This is a genomic window from Nocardia bovistercoris (genome assembly GCF_015674855.1).
GTDB lineage: Bacteria > Actinomycetota > Actinomycetes > Mycobacteriales > Mycobacteriaceae > Nocardia > Nocardia bovistercoris.
In genome coordinates this window covers 21,742-40,833 of the sequence record NZ_JADMLG010000029.1, presented here as the reverse complement: position 1 = coordinate 40,833, position 19,092 = coordinate 21,742, and the positions used below count along the sequence as shown (strand labels likewise).

Sequence of the window (19,092 nt, the reverse complement as noted above, 5' to 3'; positions counted from 1 at the left end):
TCGCGTCCCAGCGTTCGATACTTGCTCCTGCGTCGCATTGTCTCGAACGCTGGGACGCGAGACGGCCGCGAACCGTCGCTCGTCGGGCTCGCTCCCGGCGGGGCTGGGTTGGGGGGGGATGTTGCGGGGTTGGGTGGGTGGGTGGGGATGTTGCGGGGGTGGGTTTGACCGCTGTGGTGCGGGACGGTCGTGAACCGTCGCTCGTCGGGCTCGCTCCCTTGTGGTGGGGGTGGGGCTTGGACGGGGACGCTTCTCGGGTTGCCGACTTCTTGTCGGTCTCGATGATCGGCGGCTACCGTGCGGGTTCGAGCAAGGTGTCGACGAGTCGGCGGCGAGTGGCGTCTTCCAATCCGGCGCGGGTCGCCCACGCGGCGGGGCCGCCGAATTCCTTCGACAGGTGCGCCAGGAGGCCGCGCATGGTCGCGGCGTCGGCGGCGAAGACCCACGCGGGTATTTCGGCGATGTCGATGCCCGCGGCGCGCGCGGTGGCGGCTCGTCGCGCCCGCGCCAACAGCGCCTCGACATTCGGTCCGGTGGCGGCGTAGTCGGCCACGATGTCGTCCTCGCGGACGCCGAGCACGCCGAGCAGGATCGCGACGACCACCCCGGTGCGGTCCTTGCCCGCTGCGCAGTGCACCAGCGCGGGCAGATTGTCGGCGCTCGCCAGCAGGTCGAGGGCGGCGACGATATTGTGCGCGCTGTGCTCCAGGTAACCGATATACCGGTCGAGGAGTCCGCCGGTGGGAGCGACGCGGGCCAGGTCGAGTCGGATGCGGTCCGCGCCGAAGATGTGGGTGTTCTGGTAGAGCGCGACGCGGTCGGCCAACCCGCCGCGTCCGTCGGTGTCGATCTCGCCCGGCGCGCGCAGGTCGAGGACCATCCGCAGCAGGCAGTGCTCGAGCAGATACGTCACATCGTCGCCGTCGAGTTCGTTCGGGCCGTCCGAACGCAGCACCCGCATGGCGCGCACCCGGCGCCCGTCCTCGGTGCGCAACCCGCCCAGATCGCGGGCGTTCACGGCGCCCCGCAGCGGTAGCGCGCGGTCGGCGAGCGCCATCCCGTCCTCGGCCATGAATCCGTCCCCCGATCTCGTGCGACCCGCGCGACACGGGCGGATCCGCTGTCGATGATAACCACCTTGGTGGCGGTCGCCTTCCCCCTCGGTGCCGCGAACCAAGCACTCGGGGACCTGATGCGCGCGCCCGCGACAGCGCAGAGTGGAGAACACCCACCACACGGAACCGGAGCAGACCATGTCGATCCACCGCACGACCGCCCAACCGGCGCCGCGACGTGCCGCGATCGTCACCGGCGACGGCGTCGCGCTGACCGTGCGCGAATACGGCCCGCGCGACGCCGAGCTCACCGTGGTCCTGCTGCACGGCCACTGCCTGCGCTCGGAATCCTGGACCTCCGTGCGCGACGAACTCCTGCGCCGCTACCCTGGCGCACGTGTGGTCGGCTACGACCACCGCGGCCACGGCTCCTCCGGCCGGTCGACCCGCCACACCTACACCCTCGACCAACTCGCCGACGACCTCCGCGACGTCCTCGACGCGGTCGCGCCCACCGGCCCCGTTGTCCTGGTCGGCCATTCGATGGGCGGCATGACCGCACTCACCTACGCCGCACGCAACCCACACGAGATCGGCGCCCGCATCGTCGGCGTCGCCCTGGTCGCCACCGCGGCGAACGGACTCGCCGACGCCGGGTTCGGCAGGCTGCTCCGCAACCCGGTGGTGTCGGCCTTCCAAGCCGCCGTCCGTTTCGCCCCCGGCCTCATGCAGCGAGCCAAACTCGTCGCGAGCAAAGTCTTCGCGCCCATCATCCGCACCGCGGAATTCGGTGACCGCCGCGTCAACCCCCGGGTGCTCACGCTGGCGAACGCCATGCACAACGAAACCCCGATCGTGACGATGGCGAGCTTCCTCAGCGAATTCATGACCTACGACCGCACCGACGCCCTCACCCTCCTGTCCCGCATCCCGACCGTCATCCTCTGCGGTTCCGCCGACCTGATGACCCCGCCCGCGCATTCGGTCGCCATGGCCGCCTCCATCGACTACGCCGACCTGGTGCTTGTCGATGGCGCGGGCCACTCGGTGATCATGGAACAGCCCGGCCCGGTCGCCGAAGCCCTCACCCGCCTGCTGGTGCGCTCACGCCGAACCGCAGGCGTGCGAACCCCCGCGGACCTCGCACTGGTCGCCTGATCACGCGGGACCAAAGGCCCTTCCAGCCGGGCGGATGGACCGTAGCCATCGGTCACCCCGGAGGCGGAGAATCAGGGTATGACCATTGGCGATGTTTCCACTGTGCCCGATCGGTCGACGGTGTGCGCGGTGTTGCGCGCGGCGAGCCGGGCCCCTTCGGTGCACAACACACAACCGTGGCGGTGGGTGTCGGACGGGCGGACCCTGCGGCTCTATCGCGACGATTCGCGGCAACTCGAGGTGGCCGATCCGTCCGGTCGGCAGCTGGTCATCAGTTGCGGTGCGATGCTGCATCACGTCCGCACCGCGTTCGGGGCGGCCGGCTGGCACACCGATGTCATCCGCATGCCCGATCCGGCGCGCCCGGAGTGGCTGGCGACCGTCGAATTCCGTCCGTGGCCGGATCCGCCCTCGGGTGTGCTCGCCCGCGCCGAAGCCATGAGCCGCCGCTACACCGCCCGGCTGCCGATGCGCGAACCGGAGGGCTGGCCGGATCTGGCGCATCGGTTGCGTCTGCTGGTGTCCCCGCACGAAGTCGAGTTGGACGTGCTGGACGAGACCGCGCGGCCGCGCGTGGTCACCGCCTCCGAGCACACCGCGGCCGCGCAGCGCTACGACATGCAGTACCAAGCCGAATTACATTGGTGGACGGGTCATTTCCGTCCCGCCGAGGGTGTGCCCCCGGAGGCGCTGACTTCCCGGTCCGAGGCCGATCGGGCCCCGATCGGGCGTGCGTTCCCCACCGTGGACCATCCGCCGCGCGATCAGGGCGCCGAGGATCACGCGCGGGTCGTCGTCCTCGGCACCGACGGCGACACGCCCGAGCACTGGTTGCGCGCGGGCGAGGCGCTCTCGGCGGTCCTGCTCGAATGCACCGCCGCCGGGCAGGCGAGCTGCGCGCTGACCCACCTCACCGAGCTGCCCGCGGCACGCCGCGTGATGTCGGGACTGGCCCCGCACCCCGGCGTTCCGCAGGTGGTGATCCGCATCGGCGCCGACAGCGGCCACCGGATTCACCCGGCCACTCCGCGCCGGTCGGTTTCGGACTTCTTGACCGTCGAATGACGCGAGCCCCCGCGCGGCTCACCGGCGGTGCGGGGACCGAGTGCACCACAGCGCCCACAGCACCAGCAACGGTTGAAAGAACAAGCGGATGAACCGTTTCCGATCGGTGTCGAGTCCGAAACCGTCGCGGCGCTGCCGATACTGGGCCAGATTGCCGGGGAACACCGCGACAAAGAAGGCGGCGAGCAGCTGCCCGGTGCGGTCGCGCGGCGCGAAGGCCAGGTTCACCCCGAGCGCCAATTCCACACCGCCGGAAGCCATTACGACCCCGTCGGTATCCAGCGGCACCCAGTCCGGCACCTGGGCTCGGAACTCCTCCCGCCCCCAGAACAGGTGACTCAGGCCCGCGAAGATCATGCCGCCCGCCAGCACCCACCGCGCGAGGTCACGCACACGTGATCCGCGCGGTTCGACGGCCGCGGGTTCCGTCGCCGTTTCGTTGTCGTCACCGATGAGCTCGACCATGGTCCTCCGATCGCCGCCGATTTGGTTCTTCGGGCGCGTACCCGACCCGCACGGATCGAATCGGTCAATGTCGGCGGTCACGCAGCACGTCACGCAGCCGGTCGAGCACGGCGAGCGGGAGCCCGAGCACCCGGTTCGGCAGTGCGGACACGCCGGTACCCGGATGCGGGCGAGTCGGCGCGAGCGCTTCGGCCCGACGCACCGACCGACCCATGTTCCGCAGTTCACGCGCCGAGTACTGGCGGCGCAGCAGCTCGAACTCCTCGGCTTCCTCGTGCTCGGCGTGCGTGAGGACGGCGTCGCGGAACGCCGCGAGCTTCGCCGGGAACTCCGGATGACCCACACCGAGTTCGCGCAGCTCCGACAGCGCTTTCTTCGCGGCGCTCTCCTCCGCCAGCCGCGGCTCGACGATCCGTTCGGCGCCGAAGCGGGCCCGCCCGGCCAGCGGGTGCACGACCTCCTCCTCGGCGGTCTCGTGCACGGTCAGCAGACGCACCAGATCGTCGAAGACCTGCTCGGTGTCGCGGTCGTCGAGGCGCAGCCGATCGAGCAGCGCTCTGATCTGGCGATGCTGTGCGGTCAGGATGTCGACCACATCGAGTTCGCGTGTTCCGGTCATCGTGACCCCTTCCAGTGTCCACCTGGGCCTACCCCCGGACCAGATCGCCAATCAGCGCCGGATTCGGCCGCTCCGGATTGGGCTCCACATGACCGGGTAGGCGAATGAAGACACCCAACCGTCACACGAAAGGAAGATGACGTGAGCACATTGGCCGCGACCGTCGATGTCGAGGTGCCGGTACGGACCGCCTACAACCAGTGGACACAGTTCGAATCCTTCCCACACTTCATGGAAGGCGTCGAAGTCGTGCGGCAACTCGACGACCGACACACGCACTGGCGTATCCACGTCGGCCCGGCGACGCGCGAATTCGACGCGACCATCACCGAACAACACCCCGACGAACGGGTCGCCTGGAAATCCGACAGCGGTCCGCGCCACGCGGGCGTGATCACCTTCCACCGCCTCGACGACACCCACACCCGCGTCACCGCGCAGATGGACGTCGATCCGGAAGGTTTCGTGGAGAACGCCGCCGACAAACTCGGCGTGCTGAAGCACCGCGTCAACGGGGATATGAAGCGGTTCAAGGAATTCATCGAGGACCAGCGCCACGAAACCGGCGCCTGGCGCGGCGACGTCCCGCGCCCGGACGCCTGATCGAAACCGCGCACGCCGTGGACCCCACATCACCCGGGGTTCACGGCGTCGCCGTTTCCGGGAACGCACCGTCTCCGGCACACCCCGAGCGCATCTACCGCTCGACCGCGTCTCCGAACAACAGCGGTAGTTCTCTTGGTACCTGACCTCACGCAGTGTTCGCCGAGAAGGTCGTGGTCGATTCTCCACGGATCACATCCGAATCAGCGCACCCGGCACCGAAGCTCGCCACGCTGATCGCGGGAATGTCCGCGGGCGCGGACAACATCGACGATCTCGGCCTCACCAACGCCACCGGACCACGCACCCGAAGCCCACAGACCATCGACAGCCCCGTCCACGGATCGAGGCTTAGAGCGTGTCTCACGTCGCTGGTTTCGCTTTGGCGAGTTTCTTGTAGCCGGTCAGGGCTGCGGCGAGGGTGAGGAAGCCGAGGAAGTGTGTGGCTTTGCGGTCGTAGCGGATGTTGAGCCGGTGGTAGCCGGTCATATGCCTTGTCGGCGTGCAACTTCGCCGGTCGACGTCTGCGGGGACCACGTCGGGATCGCACCGCCGGGATCGCTCGAACCAGCGGCCGCAGCGCCTCGGCGTCGTTGGTATCGGCCGCCGAAATCGCTACGGCCAGCGGATTCCGGCGCGATCGGACAGCACGTGCGGTTTCGAACCGGATTTGCCGCGGTCGACCGGACTCGGACCGGTCATGGCGTCCCCTTCTTTCGCTCGTATCGACGCCGCATCCGTGAACCGGCGGTGCGCTGTCGGGACGGTCACCCGGAACGAGGGCGGCAGCATCCGCCACGCACAGCCGCTGGTCAGCACGAATACCACCGCGGTGAAGACCACACGCTCATCGACCGGCGCGGTCCCGCCGCCCTGGGCACGAGACTCGAACTTCGCCGACAACGGCTCGGCCGGCACCCACAACCCATCCGGTACCAAACGCTGCGACAGAACATCGACCACGACCAGACATAATGCAGCACAGACGCTTACGACTCACACCGAACAAGTTTCGACGATACGAGACACGCTCTCGACTGGGAGGCAGTGATCAATCACGTGCACGGGAAACGGGTGCCGTTCGATCTGACGGAGTACGAAGAACGGGTGCGATCGGGGTCCTGCTTCATCTGTGATCTGGTCGCCGGGGCGCCGGGGTCCGAACATGAGGTCCTGCTCGACGACGGAGCGCACATCGCGTTCCTCGGCAGGTATCCGACGATGTACGGGCATGTTCTGGTAGCACCGAAGCCGCACCTCGAGCATGTGGTGCGCGACTTCGAGCAGGATGGGTATCTGCGGCTGCAGGCGGTCGTTCACAGGGTTGCTCGCGCTGTCGAAGCCGTTGTGCCGTCGGAGCGAACCTATCTGCTGTCGCTCGGTAGCCAACAGGGCAATGCTCATGTCCACTGGCATATCTCGCCCCTGCCTCCGGGCACTCCGTATGAAAGTCAGCAGTTCCATGCGTTGATGGCGGAGAACGGCGTCATTCCGTGGTCGCCTGCGCAAGCAGCGGAACTGGCCGCACAGTTGCGGGCCGAACTCGGTTCGTGAACGCCGCAGCGATGCAGCGGCTTTGACCAGCTAAAGGAAACTCGCGAAGGCCCGGTCGCTACGACGTGAGACACGCTCTGAGATCGGCTGCTCATCTCCGCAGGTCGCTGCGTGTGGTCGGCGAACGCATCCTCCTCTCGTGTGACGCCCCTTGAGACACCTGACGTCGCTGCACACGACTTCTACGGCACAGGAACGTCGACCATGGAAGGCGTTCGGCCGCCCTGGATCGTCCAGCACGAGCAGCATGTCGCCACCCGCGTCGTGTAGTGTGATCGACACGTCGAGATGCTGACGGAATGCGGCGACTTCGAAGGGGAGAGCCGTGCAGCAGTTGATTCGGTCAATCGATATCGTCCGTACTCTGTGCATGGCTTCGGGTCGATGGTTCGTGGGGGGCCGACGGTGACAGGGAAGCACGGTGAGTCTCTGTCGATCGTCCCGGACGAAGTGCGCGCACTGGGCAACTATGTGTACAGCATCGCTGATGCGTTGCGGGCGGCGCTCGACTCGGCCGGGCGAGATGTCTCCGCGCTCACTTCGAGCGGATGGATCGGTTCGGCAGCGAACGGCTTCAACCAGGGCTGGAGTGAGGTCGAGTCGGGTGGGCAGCAGATCTTTACGGCCTTGACAACCATGGCCGAAAAGCTCGGCGTCACCGCCCAGACCTATGAACAGCGCGATCAATCCGGCGCAGGCAATTTGGCCGGGCTCGATCTTCCCTAGCCACCATGACAGATTCATTTTCTGTTGATCTCGATCGGGTTGAGCAGATCGTCGCGAGACTGACCGCCCTCGCCGGATTCGTCGCAGAGCATATCGACCAGATCGACGATAGAGCAGCAGCTATTTTGACAGGCACAGGCTGGGAAGGTGTAGCTGCTCAGGCATACGAAAGCCTGCAGCAACAGTGGTCGGTGAGCGCCCGTGAATTCGTGGACGGTATCCATGACATGAGTGCGGCCGCCGAGGCCGCGCACAGTTCGTATACCGATGCAGGTGCTGTGAACACCAGACTCTTCCGCGGTAAATAGGGAGCAGGATTGTCTCCGATCACCGTCGACCCCGAGCTGTATTACGCTGCCGCGAAAGCTGTTTTCAACGAGTACGGCAGGGTCATAGAATCGGTCCGTGGCAGCCTGAATCCAGGCCTCGCCGCGAGCAATGGCATGGCGGGAAACTATCCGGCTGTCGCAGCGTGGGTCACCAAGTACTCGTCGGTCGCCGCAGATCTCGAAGGTGTGCTCGTCGCCTACGGCAACGCGCTTCTCACCATGGGCGACATGCTCAACCTCGCTGGTTACACCTGGGCGAAAGCGAACTACGATGCGAACCCGAGTACCAACAAGGGTGTCGAGCCCGCCATGCCACCCCCGCGTATAGGCCCGGCCTGGGACGACAAGAGCATCGACATTCCCGATCCGCTGCCCGCCGCATACACGACCTCAGATCGCGGTCTGCTGACGACTCCGAACACATTGCGTGACAACCTCACCACTGCTCTGCGACAGAACAACGCACCGGTACCGACCGGCGACAGCGATGCTCTGAACGCAGCGAACTCTGGATGGAAGGCGTTCAGTGAACATGACGCGTGGACAGGCGGACATGGACGTGTCGAGTCGGTCATCGCTTCCTTCGATACCGTGGCGGCGCCGGAGAAGAGCGACGTCGTCGATATGTTGAATGTCCTCGGTAGTGCATCCACGTCGACCGCTGAGGCAGCCAAGGGATTTGCCGCAGCGACCGCCGCGCATGCCACAGAGCTCGCCGACTTGCGTGCCACCCTGGTATCGACCGCCGCCTCGGCCTTTTCCGACAGCGGAGCATCTGCGTCGAGCTCGAGCACCGCTGTCACCCTCACCTTCACCGAAGAACCTGACGAATCGAGCCTGACCTCCGGCGCCGTGATAATTGCCTCCACACTCTCTACTCACCCGCTCTACGCACTGCTCGCAAAGGCCGAATTCAGTGGTGCTGATGCTCTTCCGCAGCTGAAGGCGAAGCTGCAAGAGATCGCGTGCTCGCCCGTCAACGAACTCGTGAACCGGGCTACCTGGAAGTCCTCGGCGCTGAAATGTGAGCTCAATCCGGAAGGCCGACGTGACTACAGCGGGTCCAACGACATCGTCAAAGGCTGGATCGATGACGCCGTCAAGTACGGCAACGCCGCGGGCGTCGACCCCAAGCTCGTATTGGCGATCGTGTACAACGAAGGCGGAAACAGGGCAGATACCACGCTCTAACAAGCCGGAAGCGGATTCTGGGACGCCACGAGAGAAATTCTCAACCCGGTGCGTGAGGCCACCAGCTCGACCGGCGCGGGGATGTCACTCGGGCTGACCAACATCAAAGAAGACACCTAAAAGAGATTGCAGTCAGCCTACCCGAATGAATTCGGTTCGACCCCCTGGGAGCGAGTGCAGTACGACGACTCGGTAGCAATCAAGGCCGCCGCATACAGTCTGAGTCGTATCCAGGAACAGTACGGGCCGTCCGTCCCGGACAGTATGAAGGAAAAGTACAGCGCCAACGAGTTCATGGCTGCCGGATATAACTCCGAAGGTGCCATGAATACCTATCTAGCCCAAGCAGACCTAGGGCCTCACGTAAAGAACTATCTCAAGATGAACGAAGGCTCCTACGCCAAAGCTGCCGAATTGATAGATGGAGCTTACACATGCCGCTAGACCGTCAGAGTAGGAAATTTCGAGGATTCGCTGGATTCGGAATCGCCGCCGCCGTCGCCGCCGTGCCGGTGGTCTTCATCGGTCTGATCATCTGGGGCAAGATCCATACGAAGTTGGACCCGCTACCGGCGATGCGACATGCCATGGCGACTGAAGCGAACGGATTCGAAGCCATCTCGACCAGCGAGGAGAATCTCGATCGCCTGGTCGTCACGAAGGTCTTCCTGGGCCCAGCGGTCGACCGGCCACAGGATCACATCATCGCTCCCGGCGCGGGGTTTCAGGTAATGGGCAGGCCACATGGCCAGACTGGTGCCGAGTGGCTCGTCTTCGGCAAATACTCAGACGGATGTTCCATCAGCGTCGATCGCGTGGTGGGCGGCGACGCGCTGCGCAATGTCTCCAAACTGTCGGACGGTCAGCGCGACGAAGTCTCGCGCGGCGAAAAACTCGTGTTGGTAATGCAATTCGCCTGCGGCGAAGGGTGACGTCTGATTTCGCTATTCGATCGCTTGTTGTCTGAGTCAGTCCGGTTTCCACGTCGCAATATAACGAAGTCGGCTGACACGAGCGGCGCCGATACTGTGGATGAGTAAATCGAAAAACTCTCCGCGAGCCGCCGGTACGCGTACCCGCGTTCGACTGTAGAGATGTGCCCGGACGGGGCGCAAACCTGTGGTAGCAGGACGAGAACGGTCACGACATCCTATCTGCCGATGACCAGCAGTTTTCGGTGTCGTAACAGGTTGGCGTATTGGTCGATCCCCCCTTCGGACACATACCGGTTCGGAAGCGCAACTCCGGGACAACGCGTTTCGGGCGCGGGTCTGCGGGAATCGCGGTGAGAACAGGGAAGGGAGAGTGGCGTGCTGGAGGCGAGCGAGAAGACTCGGGTGGTGATCGTCGGCGGCGGATTCGCTGGGTTCGCGTGTGCGAAGAAGCTAGCGCGATTGTTCGAGGTCAGGGAGCGCGACATCGAGATCGTGCTGATCGACAAGCAGGACTACATGCTCTACACGCCGCTGCTGCCCGATGTGGCGGGTGGGGCGATCGACCCGCGGTTCGTCACGGTGTCGCTGGCCGACGCGCTGCCTTCGGTGCGGTTGATCGTCGGCCGGGTCGATGCTGTCGATCCTGAAGCGCGCACCGTCACCGTCGCGCGGGAGAATCATGAACCGCTCGAACTCGGCTGGGACAAACTCGTGCTGACGCCCGGTTCGGTGACGCGATTGTTCGACGTGCCGGGGCTGCACGAGCACGCGCGCGGACTCAAAACCGTCGCCGAGGCGCTGTACCTGCGTGAACAACTCCTGCATCAGCTCGAGTCCGCCGAACACGAAGCCGATCCGGTGGTGCGTCGGGCGCGCCGCACGGTGGTCGTGGTCGGGGCTTCCTACGCGGGCACCGAACTCGTCGCCCAGTTGCGCGCGTTGGCCGACGCCTACGCGGACCGCCGCGGGATCGAACGCGATGAGATCAGGTTTCTGCTGCTCGACACCGCGAAGCAGGTCATGCCGGAAGTCGGCGAACGGCTCGGCGAGAAGGCGCTCGAGGTGCTGCGCGGGCGGGGCATCGATATCCGGCTGGAGACTTCGTTGCGTTCGGTCGCCGACGATCACGTGGTGCTCACCGACGGCGCGAGGGTCGGAACCCATACGGTGGCCTGGGTGACCGGTGTGACCGGTGCGCCGCTGCTCGACGACCTCGGATTCGATCTCGAACGCGGTCGTCTTGTGGTCGACGAATACCTGCGGGCGCCGGGCCACCCCGATATCCTGGCGGGCGGTGACGCGGCCGCTGTACCCGATCTGGTGCGCGGCGACGGCGCGATCACCCCGCCCACCGCCCAGCACGCGAGCAGGCAGGGAAAGACGTTGGCGCGCAATGTCGCCGCCGATTTCGGGATCGGACGGGCCGCGCCGTACCGGCACCGCGACATGGGTCTCGTGGTCGATCTCGGTCCCGGTTTCGCGGTGGCCAACCCGCTGGGCAAACACCTGTCCGGGCTGCCCGCCAAGGCCGTGACCCGCGCCTACCACACCTACGCGTTGCCGCGCGGAGTCAATCGGTGGGCGGTCACGCTCGGGTATCTGACCACCGCTTTCGTTCCCCGTCCGCTGACCCGCCTCGGCCTGGTGAGCGCGCGTGAGGCCGGATTCGCCGACAGTGAGGGCATCCAGGAACCGGCGCACGCGAGTGATTGAGCGGGGGCTGCGCGGGTAGGCGTTCGGCGTGACCGCGACCATCGATGATCTGTTGCACGCGCTCACGCGGGCGGTCAACGCGCTGGCGGATTCGGATATCCGCTTCGCGGTGGCGGGCGGCTGCGCGGTGTACGCGCGCGGCGGGCCCGCCTCGCAGCACGATGTCGATCTGCTGGTCAAGCCGGACGACTGTGATCGGGCGGTGCGCACGCTGGCCCGGGCCGGTCTGCGGGTGTGCGATCCGCCGGAGAACTGGCTGCGCAAGGTTTATGCGGGCGACGTGCTGATCGATGTCATCCATCGCCCGAACGACCGCCCGGTGACCGACGAACTGCTGGATCGGGCCACCGTCATGCGCATCGGCCCGGCGAAGGCGCCGGTGGTGAGCGGCACCGATCTGATGGTGGACAAGATGCTCGTCTTCGACCCGCACCGGCTCGACTTCGCGCCGCTGCTGCATATCGCGCGTGATCTGCGCGAGCAGGTGGATTGGGCCTCGGTCCGCACGCAGACCGACCGGTCGCCCTACGCGCGGGCCTTCTTCGGCCTGCTCGTCGATCTCGGGATCGTCACCGCACCGCCGCACGAGAAAGGGAGTGAGCACGATGGAGCCTCCGCAGTACGCGGTCGCGCACCTGCGCAGGGCGCTGGCCGAGGATCCGCGCACCTGTGAACTCGGAATCCACGTCACGATCCGGGGCGCGACCGTCATCATCGATGGAGAAGTCGAATCCGACCATCGTCGACGAATGCTCGAAACCGTGGTGCGGGAACTGCTTCCGCGGCTCGAGATCCACAACGAGGTACGGATCGGACGTTTCACCGCGCCCGATCCCGAGGACATCTCCGTCCTGCGGGGCGGGCACGATCGCGACAGGAGTTGAGCACCCATGCGCATCGCGGCGGTAGGCGATATCCATCTGGGACAGGACTGCGGCGGCCGCTGGCGCGAGGCGCTTGCCGCGTTGCCGGGGCTGGCCGACGTGCTGCTGCTCGCCGGTGACCTCACCCGGCACGGCACGGCGGTCGAAGCTGCCGTCGTCGCGGCCGAATTCGGCGACTGCGGGGTGCCCGTGGTCGCCGTGCTCGGTAATCACGACTATCACAGCGACGTCGCGGCCGAGGTCACCGCGCTGCTCACCGAGGCGGGCATCATCGTGCTCGAAGGCAGTTCGGTGCGTCTCGACATCGACGGCGTCAGCCTCGGGATCGCGGGCACCAAAGGGTTCGGCGGCGGATTCGCGGGCAAATGCGCGAGCGCGTTCGGCGAGCCTCTGATGCGCGAATTCGCGCGCCACAGCGCCGAACTCGCGGCGTCGCTGGACTGCGCGCTCGCCGAACTCGAGACCGATTTCACGGTCGCGCTGACCCACTACTCCCCCGTCAGCGACACCTTGCACGGTGAGCCGCCGGAGATCTATCCCTTCCTCGGCAGCTACCTACTCGGCGAAGCCGTCGACAACCATCGCGTCGACCTCGCGGTGCACGGCCACGCGCACGCGGGCACCGAACACGGCACCACGCCCGGCGGCACCCGAGTCCGGAACGTCGCCCACCCGGTGCTGCGCGCCGCCTACGCGGTCTACGAACTCGCCGCGCAGGCCGAAACTTCCGAACCGCAGGCGCGCGATCACTCTCTGGTCACGTAATCGAGGCGCAACCTGGCGCGCGGCGTGAACTACGCAGGGTCTCGATAGGGATCGCCGTGTCGGTGCACCGCTCTCCACTCGCCTTGTTCGCGGCGGAAGACCGTGGTCGAGCGCAGCGCGTAGGAGGTGGGTGTGCCGTTCGCCGTCGCTGTGATCCGTTCGACGGCAACGAGATAGGCGAGGTCACCGCTCACGCCTGCCGCGACGACTTCGTAGTCGATGGATTCGCAGTCGGTGAAACGGGTCGCGAGCCATTCGAAGGTCGACTCCAATTCCGCACGGCCGCTGCGATTGACCTCCGCGCCGAACAGGGTGACGGGCTCGCTGTTCGACCACAACCGTTGGCGGGGAACCGGATCGCCGCGATGCAGTGCCGTCTCGGCGGCATGCAGGCGGGGCAGCACATCGGCCAGGAAATCGTCGACCTCGGACACGGGCCCGAGTCTGGCACAACCGCGTGATTCTCGCGCGTTCCGCTCTGTCCACTAGCTTGCTAGCATGCTAGCATCGCACGGTGGGCGACGAGGAAGTGAAGCAGTTCAACGTCTATCTGCCGATCGGGTTGATCAAGCAGGTCAAATACCGGGCGATCGAGTCGGGGACGTCGCTGTCGGCGCTGGTCGCCGCGGCGCTGCGCGCCTACCTCGCCGACACCGATCCACCGGAGAAGGAGTGAGATGACAAGCCAAGGCATCGAAGCGGTATTCCTGGAGACGCGCAACTGGGGCGCCACCGGCCGGTTCCTGCGGGAACTCGGCTTCACCGTCGACTTCGAAACCGACCACAACTCAGGGCAATTCAGCAACGGCGCGGGCCCCTACGTCTTCGTGGTCGAAGTGCCGCCCGATCACGAACCCCGCACGCGGCTGGTGCTGAAGGTGCAGGACACCGCGCGGCGCCCCGGTGACGGCGTCGACATCGTCAGTGAATTCGAACAGACCCACTACGGCACGCAGGAGATGACCGTCAACGATCCGGACGGGCGGCCGTGGATCCTGCAAGCCCCCGGAAAGGAGTGAACGCCGTGCGCACCGCCGCTCCCGAAGACATCGCCCCGGAGGACACCGCCGCCAGGGTGGCGTTGTGGCGCGCCCTGCACCTGCGGGCCGACGCGACGCCGCCCGTCTTCACCGACGAGATCGGCGTCCAGCTGCTTGACCCCGAAGACGATCGCTGGCAGCGCCCCGACATGGACCCGAACCTCACGCGACCGATGCGCGCGGGCATCGTCGCCCGCGCCCGCGCCATCGAGGATCTGCTCGTGGAACACCTGGCCCTCGGTGTCGACCAGTACGTGATCCTCGGGGCGGGTCTCGACACCTTCGCCCAGCGCCGCCCCGATCTCGCCGCGACGCTGACGATCTACGAGGTCGACCGCCCCGGACCGCAGGAATGGAAACGCCGCCGACTCGACGAGCTCGAATTCGACGCCGCGCCCCGAGCGCGGTCGGTGCCGGTCGACTTCGAGCACGACTCGTGGTGGGACCGGCTCGTCGCCGCCGGGTTCGACCCCGAACGCCCCGCCTTCGTCGCCTCCGCGGGCGTCACCATGTACCTGACCGAGGATGCCAACACCGCGACTCTGCGCCGACTCGCCACCTTGGCGCCCGGCTCCGCCCTGGTCACCACCTTCATGCTGCCGCTGGAACTCGTCGGCCCCGACGAACAGCGCCTGCGCCGCTTCGCCGAAGACGGTGCTCGCACCACGGGCACCCCGTTCATCACCTTCTACACCCCCGAAACGATCGTGGCCGCGGCCGAAGCGGCGGGCTTCCCCACCGCACGCCATCTCTCGGCACGCGAACTCACCGCACGCTACTTCGCCGACCGCACCGACGGACTCGAACCCGCCGAGTCCGAACAGATCCTGGTGGCGAGCACCTGAATGCCGACGCGGCGCCGCGCCGGGTGCACGGCCTCCCGAACCAGCGCCGGGAGGCCGTGTGGATTCAGGCACGCGCCCACCGGCGCAATCCGCCCGGCCTGCGCAGCATCAGCACGCCGATCGCCGCGACCGCGATGCCGCGCGGGGCTTCGTAGATGAACCCGGAGATGCCCGCCGTCGCGGGGATCGGGAGGAAGAACCCGACCATGCCGAACAGGGTGAGCAGTGCGATCCAGCGCGGCACGGTGGCGTTGCGCAGCATGCTCGCGCCGAGTAGGCCCATACCGGCCAGCATCACCACGCCGCCGATCGCGTTGAACAGGGCGAAGGCGGTGGTGTCGATCATGTTGTCGTTGTCGGCGATCAGGTGGGCGGTGGCCGGGTCGTTCGCGAAGGGGTAGGCGACGAAGAGTTCGACGGTGAGATGCCCGGCCGCGGTGACGATATTGCCGACCAGATAGGTGATCACCCCCAGGAATCCGATCGACCCGAGCCGCGTGCGCATCCACGCGTACATGCCGGGCAGGCCGAGTACCAGGGCGACGGTGCCGAGTCCGAGCAGAGTCTGCGCGATCGGGGTGCCCGCGCTGGTGAGCGCTTCGACGGAATGGCCTTTGCCCGCGACGATGGGGTGCAGGGTGCCGCCCGCTATGCACAGGGCGCCGCCGACCGCCAGCGCCGCGCCGCACAGGCGAAGTACATTGTCGCGGGAAGGACTGCCGGTCCGTTTCGCGGCGGTCGGCGGGAGGGTTGTCGGCAGGAGGGCTTCGGTGTTGGTCATGAGCCAAGGGTCGGCGAGGGCGCTGGTGTGACGCTGGTGTCCGACTGGTCCGCCGACGACCGGCCCGCGATCGCGGTGCTCGGGCCGTTGGAGGTGCGCGGGCCGGACGGCGTCCGCATCGAGATCGCGGCGCGCAAACACGCCGAACTGCTGGTCGTTCTCGCCGCCGAGCGATCCGCGCGCAGTGCGGGCTACCTGTGCGAACTGTTGTGGCGCGGTGCGCCGCCCGACAGCGCGCTGGTCACCTTGCAGGGTTACGTCTCGCGTCTGCGCAGAATTCTGAAACCGCTGCCCGACCTGCGCATCGACACCGTCGCGAACGGATACGTGCTGCGCTGCGCCGGATCGGGCACCGACCTCGACCTGCTCGACGAGTTGTCGCGCGACGCGCGGGCCGCGCACGCCGACGGCGATCTCGAACGCGCCGTCGACCTGCTCGACCGCGCGTTGCGGCTGTGGCGGGGCGAACCGCTGGCCGAGGTCGCCGACATCACCGAACTCGCTCCCGAACGCACCCGCCTCGACGAACTGCGTTCGGATCTGGTGGAACTGTGCGCGGAGGGGCTACTCGTGCTCGGTCGCGCGCGTCCCGCGGTGACGCTGCTGACCGAGGAGTACGAACGTCACCCGCTCCGGGAATCCACCGCCCGGCTGCTCGCGCTCGCCTTGCGCGACGGTGGCCGGGTCTCGGAGGCGCTGGATGTGCTGGTCCGGCTGCGGCGCGACCTGCGCGAGGAATTCGGGCTCGACCCGACCGCCGACACCGTCCGGGTGGAGAACGAGATCCGCGACCCGCCCGAAGCGCCCGCACCCGTCGCGGGTCCTGACCTGATCGGCCGCGACGAGGTCGCCGCGACCCTCGACCACGCGTGGCGCCGGTCGCTGCGCGGACTCACCGTGGTGACCGTGCGCGGCGCGGCGGGCATCGGCAAGACAGCGGTCGTCGAGGACGCGGTGCGCCGACACAACGCCGACGCCTACTTCACGGCGGGCGTCAACGGCGTCGGAGCGGCCATGGCGACGCTGACGCCGTGGCTCGACAAAGCAGCGCTCGACGGCCGCGCGGCGCCGCATCCGCCGACCGCGCGCGCCCTCGCCGCGCTGTTCGCCGACGTGGCCCGCGAAACCGGACACGTCGTCGCCGTGCTCGATGACGCGCAGTGGGCCGATATCGATTCGATGCGGATGATCTCGGCGGCCATGCGGGTGCTGCGCGCGCACCCGGTGCTGCTGCTGATCACCGTGCGACCCGAACCGCCCGAACCCGAGATGGACGCGGTGCTGCGGGTGCTGCGCGCGGCGGGCACGCCCGTTTTCCTCGATCTGGCGCCGCTGTCGGAGGCCGCGATCAGCGCGCTGGTCGCGGCCGAACTCGGGGCGGGCGATCCTCGGGTGCGCGCGGCGATCGTCGCGCGCAGCGCGGGCAGTCCGTTCCTGGCGACGCAGCTGTGTGATCTGGCGCGCGCGGGTCGCCCGGTGTCGGGCGCCGCGAGTGAGATCACCGCCGCGAAGCTGGCCGCGGTATCCCCCGCAGCACGGGAGTCGGCCGAACTGCTCGCCGTAATCGGCGCGCGCACTTCGATCGGCCTGCTCGCGGCGGCCGATACCGCACCCGGATTCGACACGCGGATAAGCGAACTCGCCGCCGCGCAGGTCATCACGGTCGAGAGCGACCGAACCCGGTCCGGCGAAACGTTCGATCGGCGATGCGCTCGAGACCGGTATCCCCGCACCACGCTCGGCTTCACCCACGACCTGGTGCGCGCCGCTGTCCTGGAAGGCATCGGCGTGGTGCGAAAATCTTTGCTGCACAGTCGAATAGCCGACGCCCTCGCCGAACACCGACCCGACGCCGTCACCGAGCGAGCGCGGCACCTCAGCGAAGCCGCACTCGACGCCCGTGACAACGCCGCCGCGCACGCTTGCCTCGCCGCCGCACGAGATGCCGCACGGCGCGGCGCGGCCACCGAATGCGCCGAATTCGCGGAACGTGGACTGCGCCATGCCGATCCGGGTGACACGGCCGCCGTGATCGAACTCGAACAACTCGCAGGCCAGGCCCATCACCGCCTCGGACACTACGAAGCGGCCACCGCCCACTTCGACCGCGCGGGCCTGCTGTGCGACGCGCGCGGCGACCGTGCCGGGCTCGCGCGAACCGCACTACTCGCCGCACCGCGCGGCGTCGCCGGATATTTCTCCGGATACGGTGTGGTGCAGACGGGTTCGTCCGGGTTGCGCGCTCGGGCGCTGGCCAACCGCCTCGAGCTCGACACCGACCTGGTCGCCGAGATCGAGGCGATGGAAGCCGTCGACCGCGCCGTCCACGGACTCGCGGGCGATCTGGACGCGCTGGCCGAGGCGCGTTCGCGCAGCGCACCCGGCTCCTCGTCCTGGCCGCAGGTGCTGCTCGCCGAATTCGTGTGCACCTGGGATCCGACGACCGTCGCCGCGCGCCACAAGATCGCCGAAGAGCTCGAGGAGCTCGCCGGTCACGACCGCGAGGCCAGGGCCGCCGCGGTGCACCTACGCCGGGTGTGCGCGCTCGAGTCGGGCGACCTGCGCCTGGTGCGCAGGCTGTCCGCCGAATTCGCGCGCCTGGCCGTCGACGGCGGCACCGACCTCGCGGCCACCCAACTGTGGTGGCAGGTGATGCTCGCGGTGCTGCGCGGCGACTACGCGGGCTCGCACGCGCTGATGACCCGCTTCGCCGAAGATCTCGGCGCGGTCGACGGACCCGCCCGGCTGCTCGCCGACGCCTCCCTGCTCACCAGCGGCTCCATCGAACTGTGGCACGACGGACGCCTCGGCGAGGCGCTGGCCGAAGCCGACCGCATGGCCGAGGACTTCGACGAGGACTTCGGCATCGTGGTCGCCATGGCCGCCGCCGAAACCGGCGACCACGAACGCGCGCTGCACCTCATCGAAACCGTCGTCGCGCTGCCAGGGCGCCTGCACGGTCCCCGCGTCGTCGTGCGCGTCCCCCTCCTCATCGAGGCGCTGCTCACCGTCGGACAGCACGCCCCGCACCATCGCGCCCTGGTCACCGAACTCACCGCCGCCCTGGAACCGCTCACCGAAGGCTGGGGCGAAACCCTGATCGTGCAGTGGCCCGGCCTGGTCTGCCTCGGCCCTTCCGGCCTCTACCGCGGCACAGCCCGGGGCATCCTCGGCCTCCCCGACGCCGAACCGCTCGTCACGGCCGCCGTCCGGCGCGCCCGCCTCCTCGGCGCCCGCCCCTACGAAGCCCGCGCCCGAGATCGCCTGACCCGCTGGCCTTTCGCCTGACTTCGTGCCCCGGCCCGACGCGCGCACATTACCGATTCATTACGCAATAGCGGCGAATTGGACATTCGGGTGTGAA

The 19,092-nt window shown here is 67.6% G+C and carries 22 protein-coding genes and 1 pseudogene; 16 read left to right on the top strand and 7 right to left on the bottom strand.

Features of this window, described 5'->3' with window-relative positions:
• Nucleotides 1-292: 292 nt before the first annotated feature.
• Nucleotides 293-1,072, bottom strand: a complete 780-nt coding sequence (locus tag IT779_RS36485; RefSeq protein WP_196154065.1) for a tyrosine-protein phosphatase — start codon at nt 1,070-1,072, stop codon at nt 293-295.
• A 181-nt stretch (nt 1,073-1,253) separates the two neighbouring features.
• Here IT779_RS36485 and IT779_RS36480 point away from each other — a divergent pair, with 181 nt between their 5' ends.
• Both IT779_RS36480 and IT779_RS36475 read left to right on the top strand, forming a co-directional pair.
• Nucleotides 1,254-2,213 carry an alpha/beta fold hydrolase gene (locus IT779_RS36480; protein ID WP_196154064.1) on the top strand — a complete coding sequence of 320 codons (960 nt, stop codon included), beginning with the start codon at nt 1,254-1,256 and terminating at the stop codon, nt 2,211-2,213.
• 78 nt (nt 2,214-2,291) lie between these two features.
• Nucleotides 2,292-3,278: an Acg family FMN-binding oxidoreductase gene (locus IT779_RS36475; protein WP_232542431.1), complete on the top strand. Its 987-nt coding sequence runs from the start codon at nt 2,292-2,294 to the stop codon at nt 3,276-3,278.
• Between the two features lie 18 nt (nt 3,279-3,296).
• Here IT779_RS36475 and IT779_RS36470 read toward each other — a convergent pair whose 3' ends face one another.
• A complete protein-coding gene (locus tag IT779_RS36470; protein WP_408637832.1) occupies nt 3,297-3,743 on the bottom strand; it encodes a DoxX family protein in 447 nt (148 codons plus the stop codon).
• 64 nt (nt 3,744-3,807) lie between these two features.
• Nucleotides 3,808-4,362, bottom strand: coding sequence for a hemerythrin domain-containing protein (locus IT779_RS36465; RefSeq protein ID WP_196154063.1), 555 nt, complete (start codon nt 4,360-4,362; stop codon nt 3,808-3,810).
• A gap of 141 nt (nt 4,363-4,503) precedes the next feature.
• Here IT779_RS36465 and IT779_RS36460 point away from each other — a divergent pair, with 141 nt between their 5' ends.
• Nucleotides 4,504-4,965 (top strand): SRPBCC family protein, encoded by a 462-nt coding sequence (locus IT779_RS36460; protein WP_196154062.1) that lies wholly within the window; start codon nt 4,504-4,506, stop codon nt 4,963-4,965.
• A 363-nt stretch (nt 4,966-5,328) separates the two neighbouring features.
• Here the strand turns inward: IT779_RS36460 and IT779_RS38660 are convergent, their stop codons facing one another.
• Together IT779_RS38660 and IT779_RS37320 are read right to left on the bottom strand one after the other, a co-directional pair.
• Entirely contained in the window at nt 5,329-5,454 is a 126-nt protein-coding gene (locus IT779_RS38660; RefSeq protein WP_269781713.1) for a hypothetical protein, read from the bottom strand.
• A pseudogene (locus tag IT779_RS37320) lies at nt 5,450-5,928 on the bottom strand (transposase); the annotation flags it as partial. The gene IT779_RS38660 and the pseudogene IT779_RS37320, both read right to left, overlap by 5 nt.
• Before the next feature lie 84 nt (nt 5,929-6,012).
• Here IT779_RS37320 and IT779_RS36450 point away from each other — a divergent pair.
• From IT779_RS36450 to IT779_RS36415, 9 genes are all read left to right on the top strand, one after another.
• A complete protein-coding gene (locus IT779_RS36450; protein WP_198429322.1) occupies nt 6,013-6,519 on the top strand; it encodes an HIT family protein in 507 nt (168 codons plus the stop codon).
• Nucleotides 6,520-6,924: 405 nt separating this feature from the next.
• A complete protein-coding gene (locus IT779_RS36445; RefSeq protein ID WP_332839128.1) occupies nt 6,925-7,245 on the top strand; it encodes a WXG100 family type VII secretion target in 321 nt (106 codons plus the stop codon).
• Nucleotides 7,246-7,250: 5 nt separating this feature from the next.
• The gene (locus IT779_RS36440) at nt 7,251-7,553 is read left to right on the top strand and encodes a WXG100 family type VII secretion target (protein WP_196154061.1); all 303 of its coding nucleotides are present in this window, start codon (nt 7,251-7,253) and stop codon (nt 7,551-7,553) included.
• Between the two features lie 9 nt (nt 7,554-7,562).
• Nucleotides 7,563-8,765, top strand: coding sequence for a hypothetical protein (locus IT779_RS36435; RefSeq protein ID WP_196154060.1), 1,203 nt, complete (start codon nt 7,563-7,565; stop codon nt 8,763-8,765).
• A 434-nt stretch (nt 8,766-9,199) separates the two neighbouring features.
• Complete coding sequence (locus IT779_RS36430) at nt 9,200-9,697, top strand: hypothetical protein (RefSeq protein WP_196154059.1); 498 nt, start codon at nt 9,200-9,202, stop codon at nt 9,695-9,697.
• A gap of 378 nt (nt 9,698-10,075) precedes the next feature.
• Nucleotides 10,076-11,413 carry an NAD(P)/FAD-dependent oxidoreductase gene (locus IT779_RS36425; protein ID WP_332839127.1) on the top strand — a complete coding sequence of 446 codons (1,338 nt, stop codon included), beginning with the start codon at nt 10,076-10,078 and terminating at the stop codon, nt 11,411-11,413.
• A 28-nt stretch (nt 11,414-11,441) separates the two neighbouring features.
• Nucleotides 11,442-12,086, top strand: coding sequence for a nucleotidyltransferase family protein (locus tag IT779_RS36420; protein ID WP_332839126.1), 645 nt, complete (start codon nt 11,442-11,444; stop codon nt 12,084-12,086).
• A complete protein-coding gene (locus IT779_RS38385; RefSeq protein ID WP_232542430.1) occupies nt 12,019-12,297 on the top strand; it encodes a BON domain-containing protein in 279 nt (92 codons plus the stop codon). Before IT779_RS36420 ends, IT779_RS38385 begins: the two co-directional genes overlap by 68 nt.
• A gap of 6 nt (nt 12,298-12,303) precedes the next feature.
• Nucleotides 12,304-13,062 (top strand): metallophosphoesterase family protein, encoded by a 759-nt coding sequence (locus IT779_RS36415; RefSeq protein WP_196154058.1) that lies wholly within the window; start codon nt 12,304-12,306, stop codon nt 13,060-13,062.
• Between the two features lie 29 nt (nt 13,063-13,091).
• Here the strand turns inward: IT779_RS36415 and IT779_RS36410 are convergent, their stop codons facing one another.
• Nucleotides 13,092-13,496, bottom strand: a complete 405-nt coding sequence (locus IT779_RS36410) for a DUF4440 domain-containing protein (RefSeq protein ID WP_196154057.1) — start codon at nt 13,494-13,496, stop codon at nt 13,092-13,094.
• An 80-nt stretch (nt 13,497-13,576) separates the two neighbouring features.
• Here IT779_RS36410 and IT779_RS36405 point away from each other — a divergent pair, with 80 nt between their 5' ends.
• From IT779_RS36405 to IT779_RS36395, 3 genes are read left to right on the top strand one after another with little or no spacing between them, the layout of a single operon-like run.
• Nucleotides 13,577-13,738, top strand: a complete 162-nt coding sequence (locus IT779_RS36405) for a ribbon-helix-helix domain-containing protein (protein ID WP_196154056.1) — start codon at nt 13,577-13,579, stop codon at nt 13,736-13,738.
• A gap of 1 nt (nt 13,739) precedes the next feature.
• Nucleotides 13,740-14,081 (top strand): VOC family protein, encoded by a 342-nt coding sequence (locus IT779_RS36400; RefSeq protein WP_196154055.1) that lies wholly within the window; start codon nt 13,740-13,742, stop codon nt 14,079-14,081.
• 29 nt (nt 14,082-14,110) lie between these two features.
• Nucleotides 14,111-14,947: a class I SAM-dependent methyltransferase gene (locus IT779_RS36395; protein WP_408637833.1), complete on the top strand. Its 837-nt coding sequence runs from the start codon at nt 14,111-14,113 to the stop codon at nt 14,945-14,947.
• A gap of 64 nt (nt 14,948-15,011) precedes the next feature.
• Here IT779_RS36395 and IT779_RS36390 read toward each other — a convergent pair whose 3' ends face one another.
• Nucleotides 15,012-15,728: a hypothetical protein gene (locus tag IT779_RS36390; protein WP_196154053.1), complete on the bottom strand. Its 717-nt coding sequence runs from the start codon at nt 15,726-15,728 to the stop codon at nt 15,012-15,014.
• Between the two features lie 27 nt (nt 15,729-15,755).
• Between IT779_RS36390 and IT779_RS36385 the strand changes: the two genes are divergently transcribed.
• Nucleotides 15,756-19,016 (top strand): BTAD domain-containing putative transcriptional regulator, encoded by a 3,261-nt coding sequence (locus IT779_RS36385; RefSeq protein WP_196154052.1) that lies wholly within the window; start codon nt 15,756-15,758, stop codon nt 19,014-19,016.
• Nucleotides 19,017-19,092: the final 76 nt, after the last annotated feature.

What these genes read in the sequence shown, in the direction of transcription:
- IT779_RS38660 (WP_269781713.1), bottom strand. Translation starts at nt 5,454, where the DNA reads ATGACCGGCTACCACCGGCTCAACATCCGCTACGACCGCAAAGCCACA.
- IT779_RS36415 (WP_196154058.1), top strand. Translation starts at nt 12,304, where the DNA reads ATGCGCATCGCGGCGGTAGGCGATATCCATCTGGGACAGGACTGCGGC.
- IT779_RS36440 (WP_196154061.1), top strand. Translation starts at nt 7,251, where the DNA reads ATGACAGATTCATTTTCTGTTGATCTCGATCGGGTTGAGCAGATCGTC.
- IT779_RS36480 (WP_196154064.1), top strand. Translation starts at nt 1,254, where the DNA reads ATGTCGATCCACCGCACGACCGCCCAACCGGCGCCGCGACGTGCCGCG.
- IT779_RS36465 (WP_196154063.1), bottom strand. Translation starts at nt 4,362, where the DNA reads ATGACCGGAACACGCGAACTCGATGTGGTCGACATCCTGACCGCACAG.
- IT779_RS36400 (WP_196154055.1), top strand. Translation starts at nt 13,740, where the DNA reads ATGACAAGCCAAGGCATCGAAGCGGTATTCCTGGAGACGCGCAACTGG.
- IT779_RS36485 (WP_196154065.1), bottom strand. Translation starts at nt 1,072, where the DNA reads ATGGCCGAGGACGGGATGGCGCTCGCCGACCGCGCGCTACCGCTGCGG.
- IT779_RS38385 (WP_232542430.1), top strand. Translation starts at nt 12,019, where the DNA reads ATGGAGCCTCCGCAGTACGCGGTCGCGCACCTGCGCAGGGCGCTGGCC.
- IT779_RS36430 (WP_196154059.1), top strand. Translation starts at nt 9,200, where the DNA reads ATGCCGCTAGACCGTCAGAGTAGGAAATTTCGAGGATTCGCTGGATTC.
- IT779_RS36475 (WP_232542431.1), top strand. Translation starts at nt 2,292, where the DNA reads ATGACCATTGGCGATGTTTCCACTGTGCCCGATCGGTCGACGGTGTGC.
- IT779_RS36390 (WP_196154053.1), bottom strand. Translation starts at nt 15,728, where the DNA reads ATGACCAACACCGAAGCCCTCCTGCCGACAACCCTCCCGCCGACCGCC.
- IT779_RS36470 (WP_408637832.1), bottom strand. Translation starts at nt 3,743, where the DNA reads ATGGTCGAGCTCATCGGTGACGACAACGAAACGGCGACGGAACCCGCG.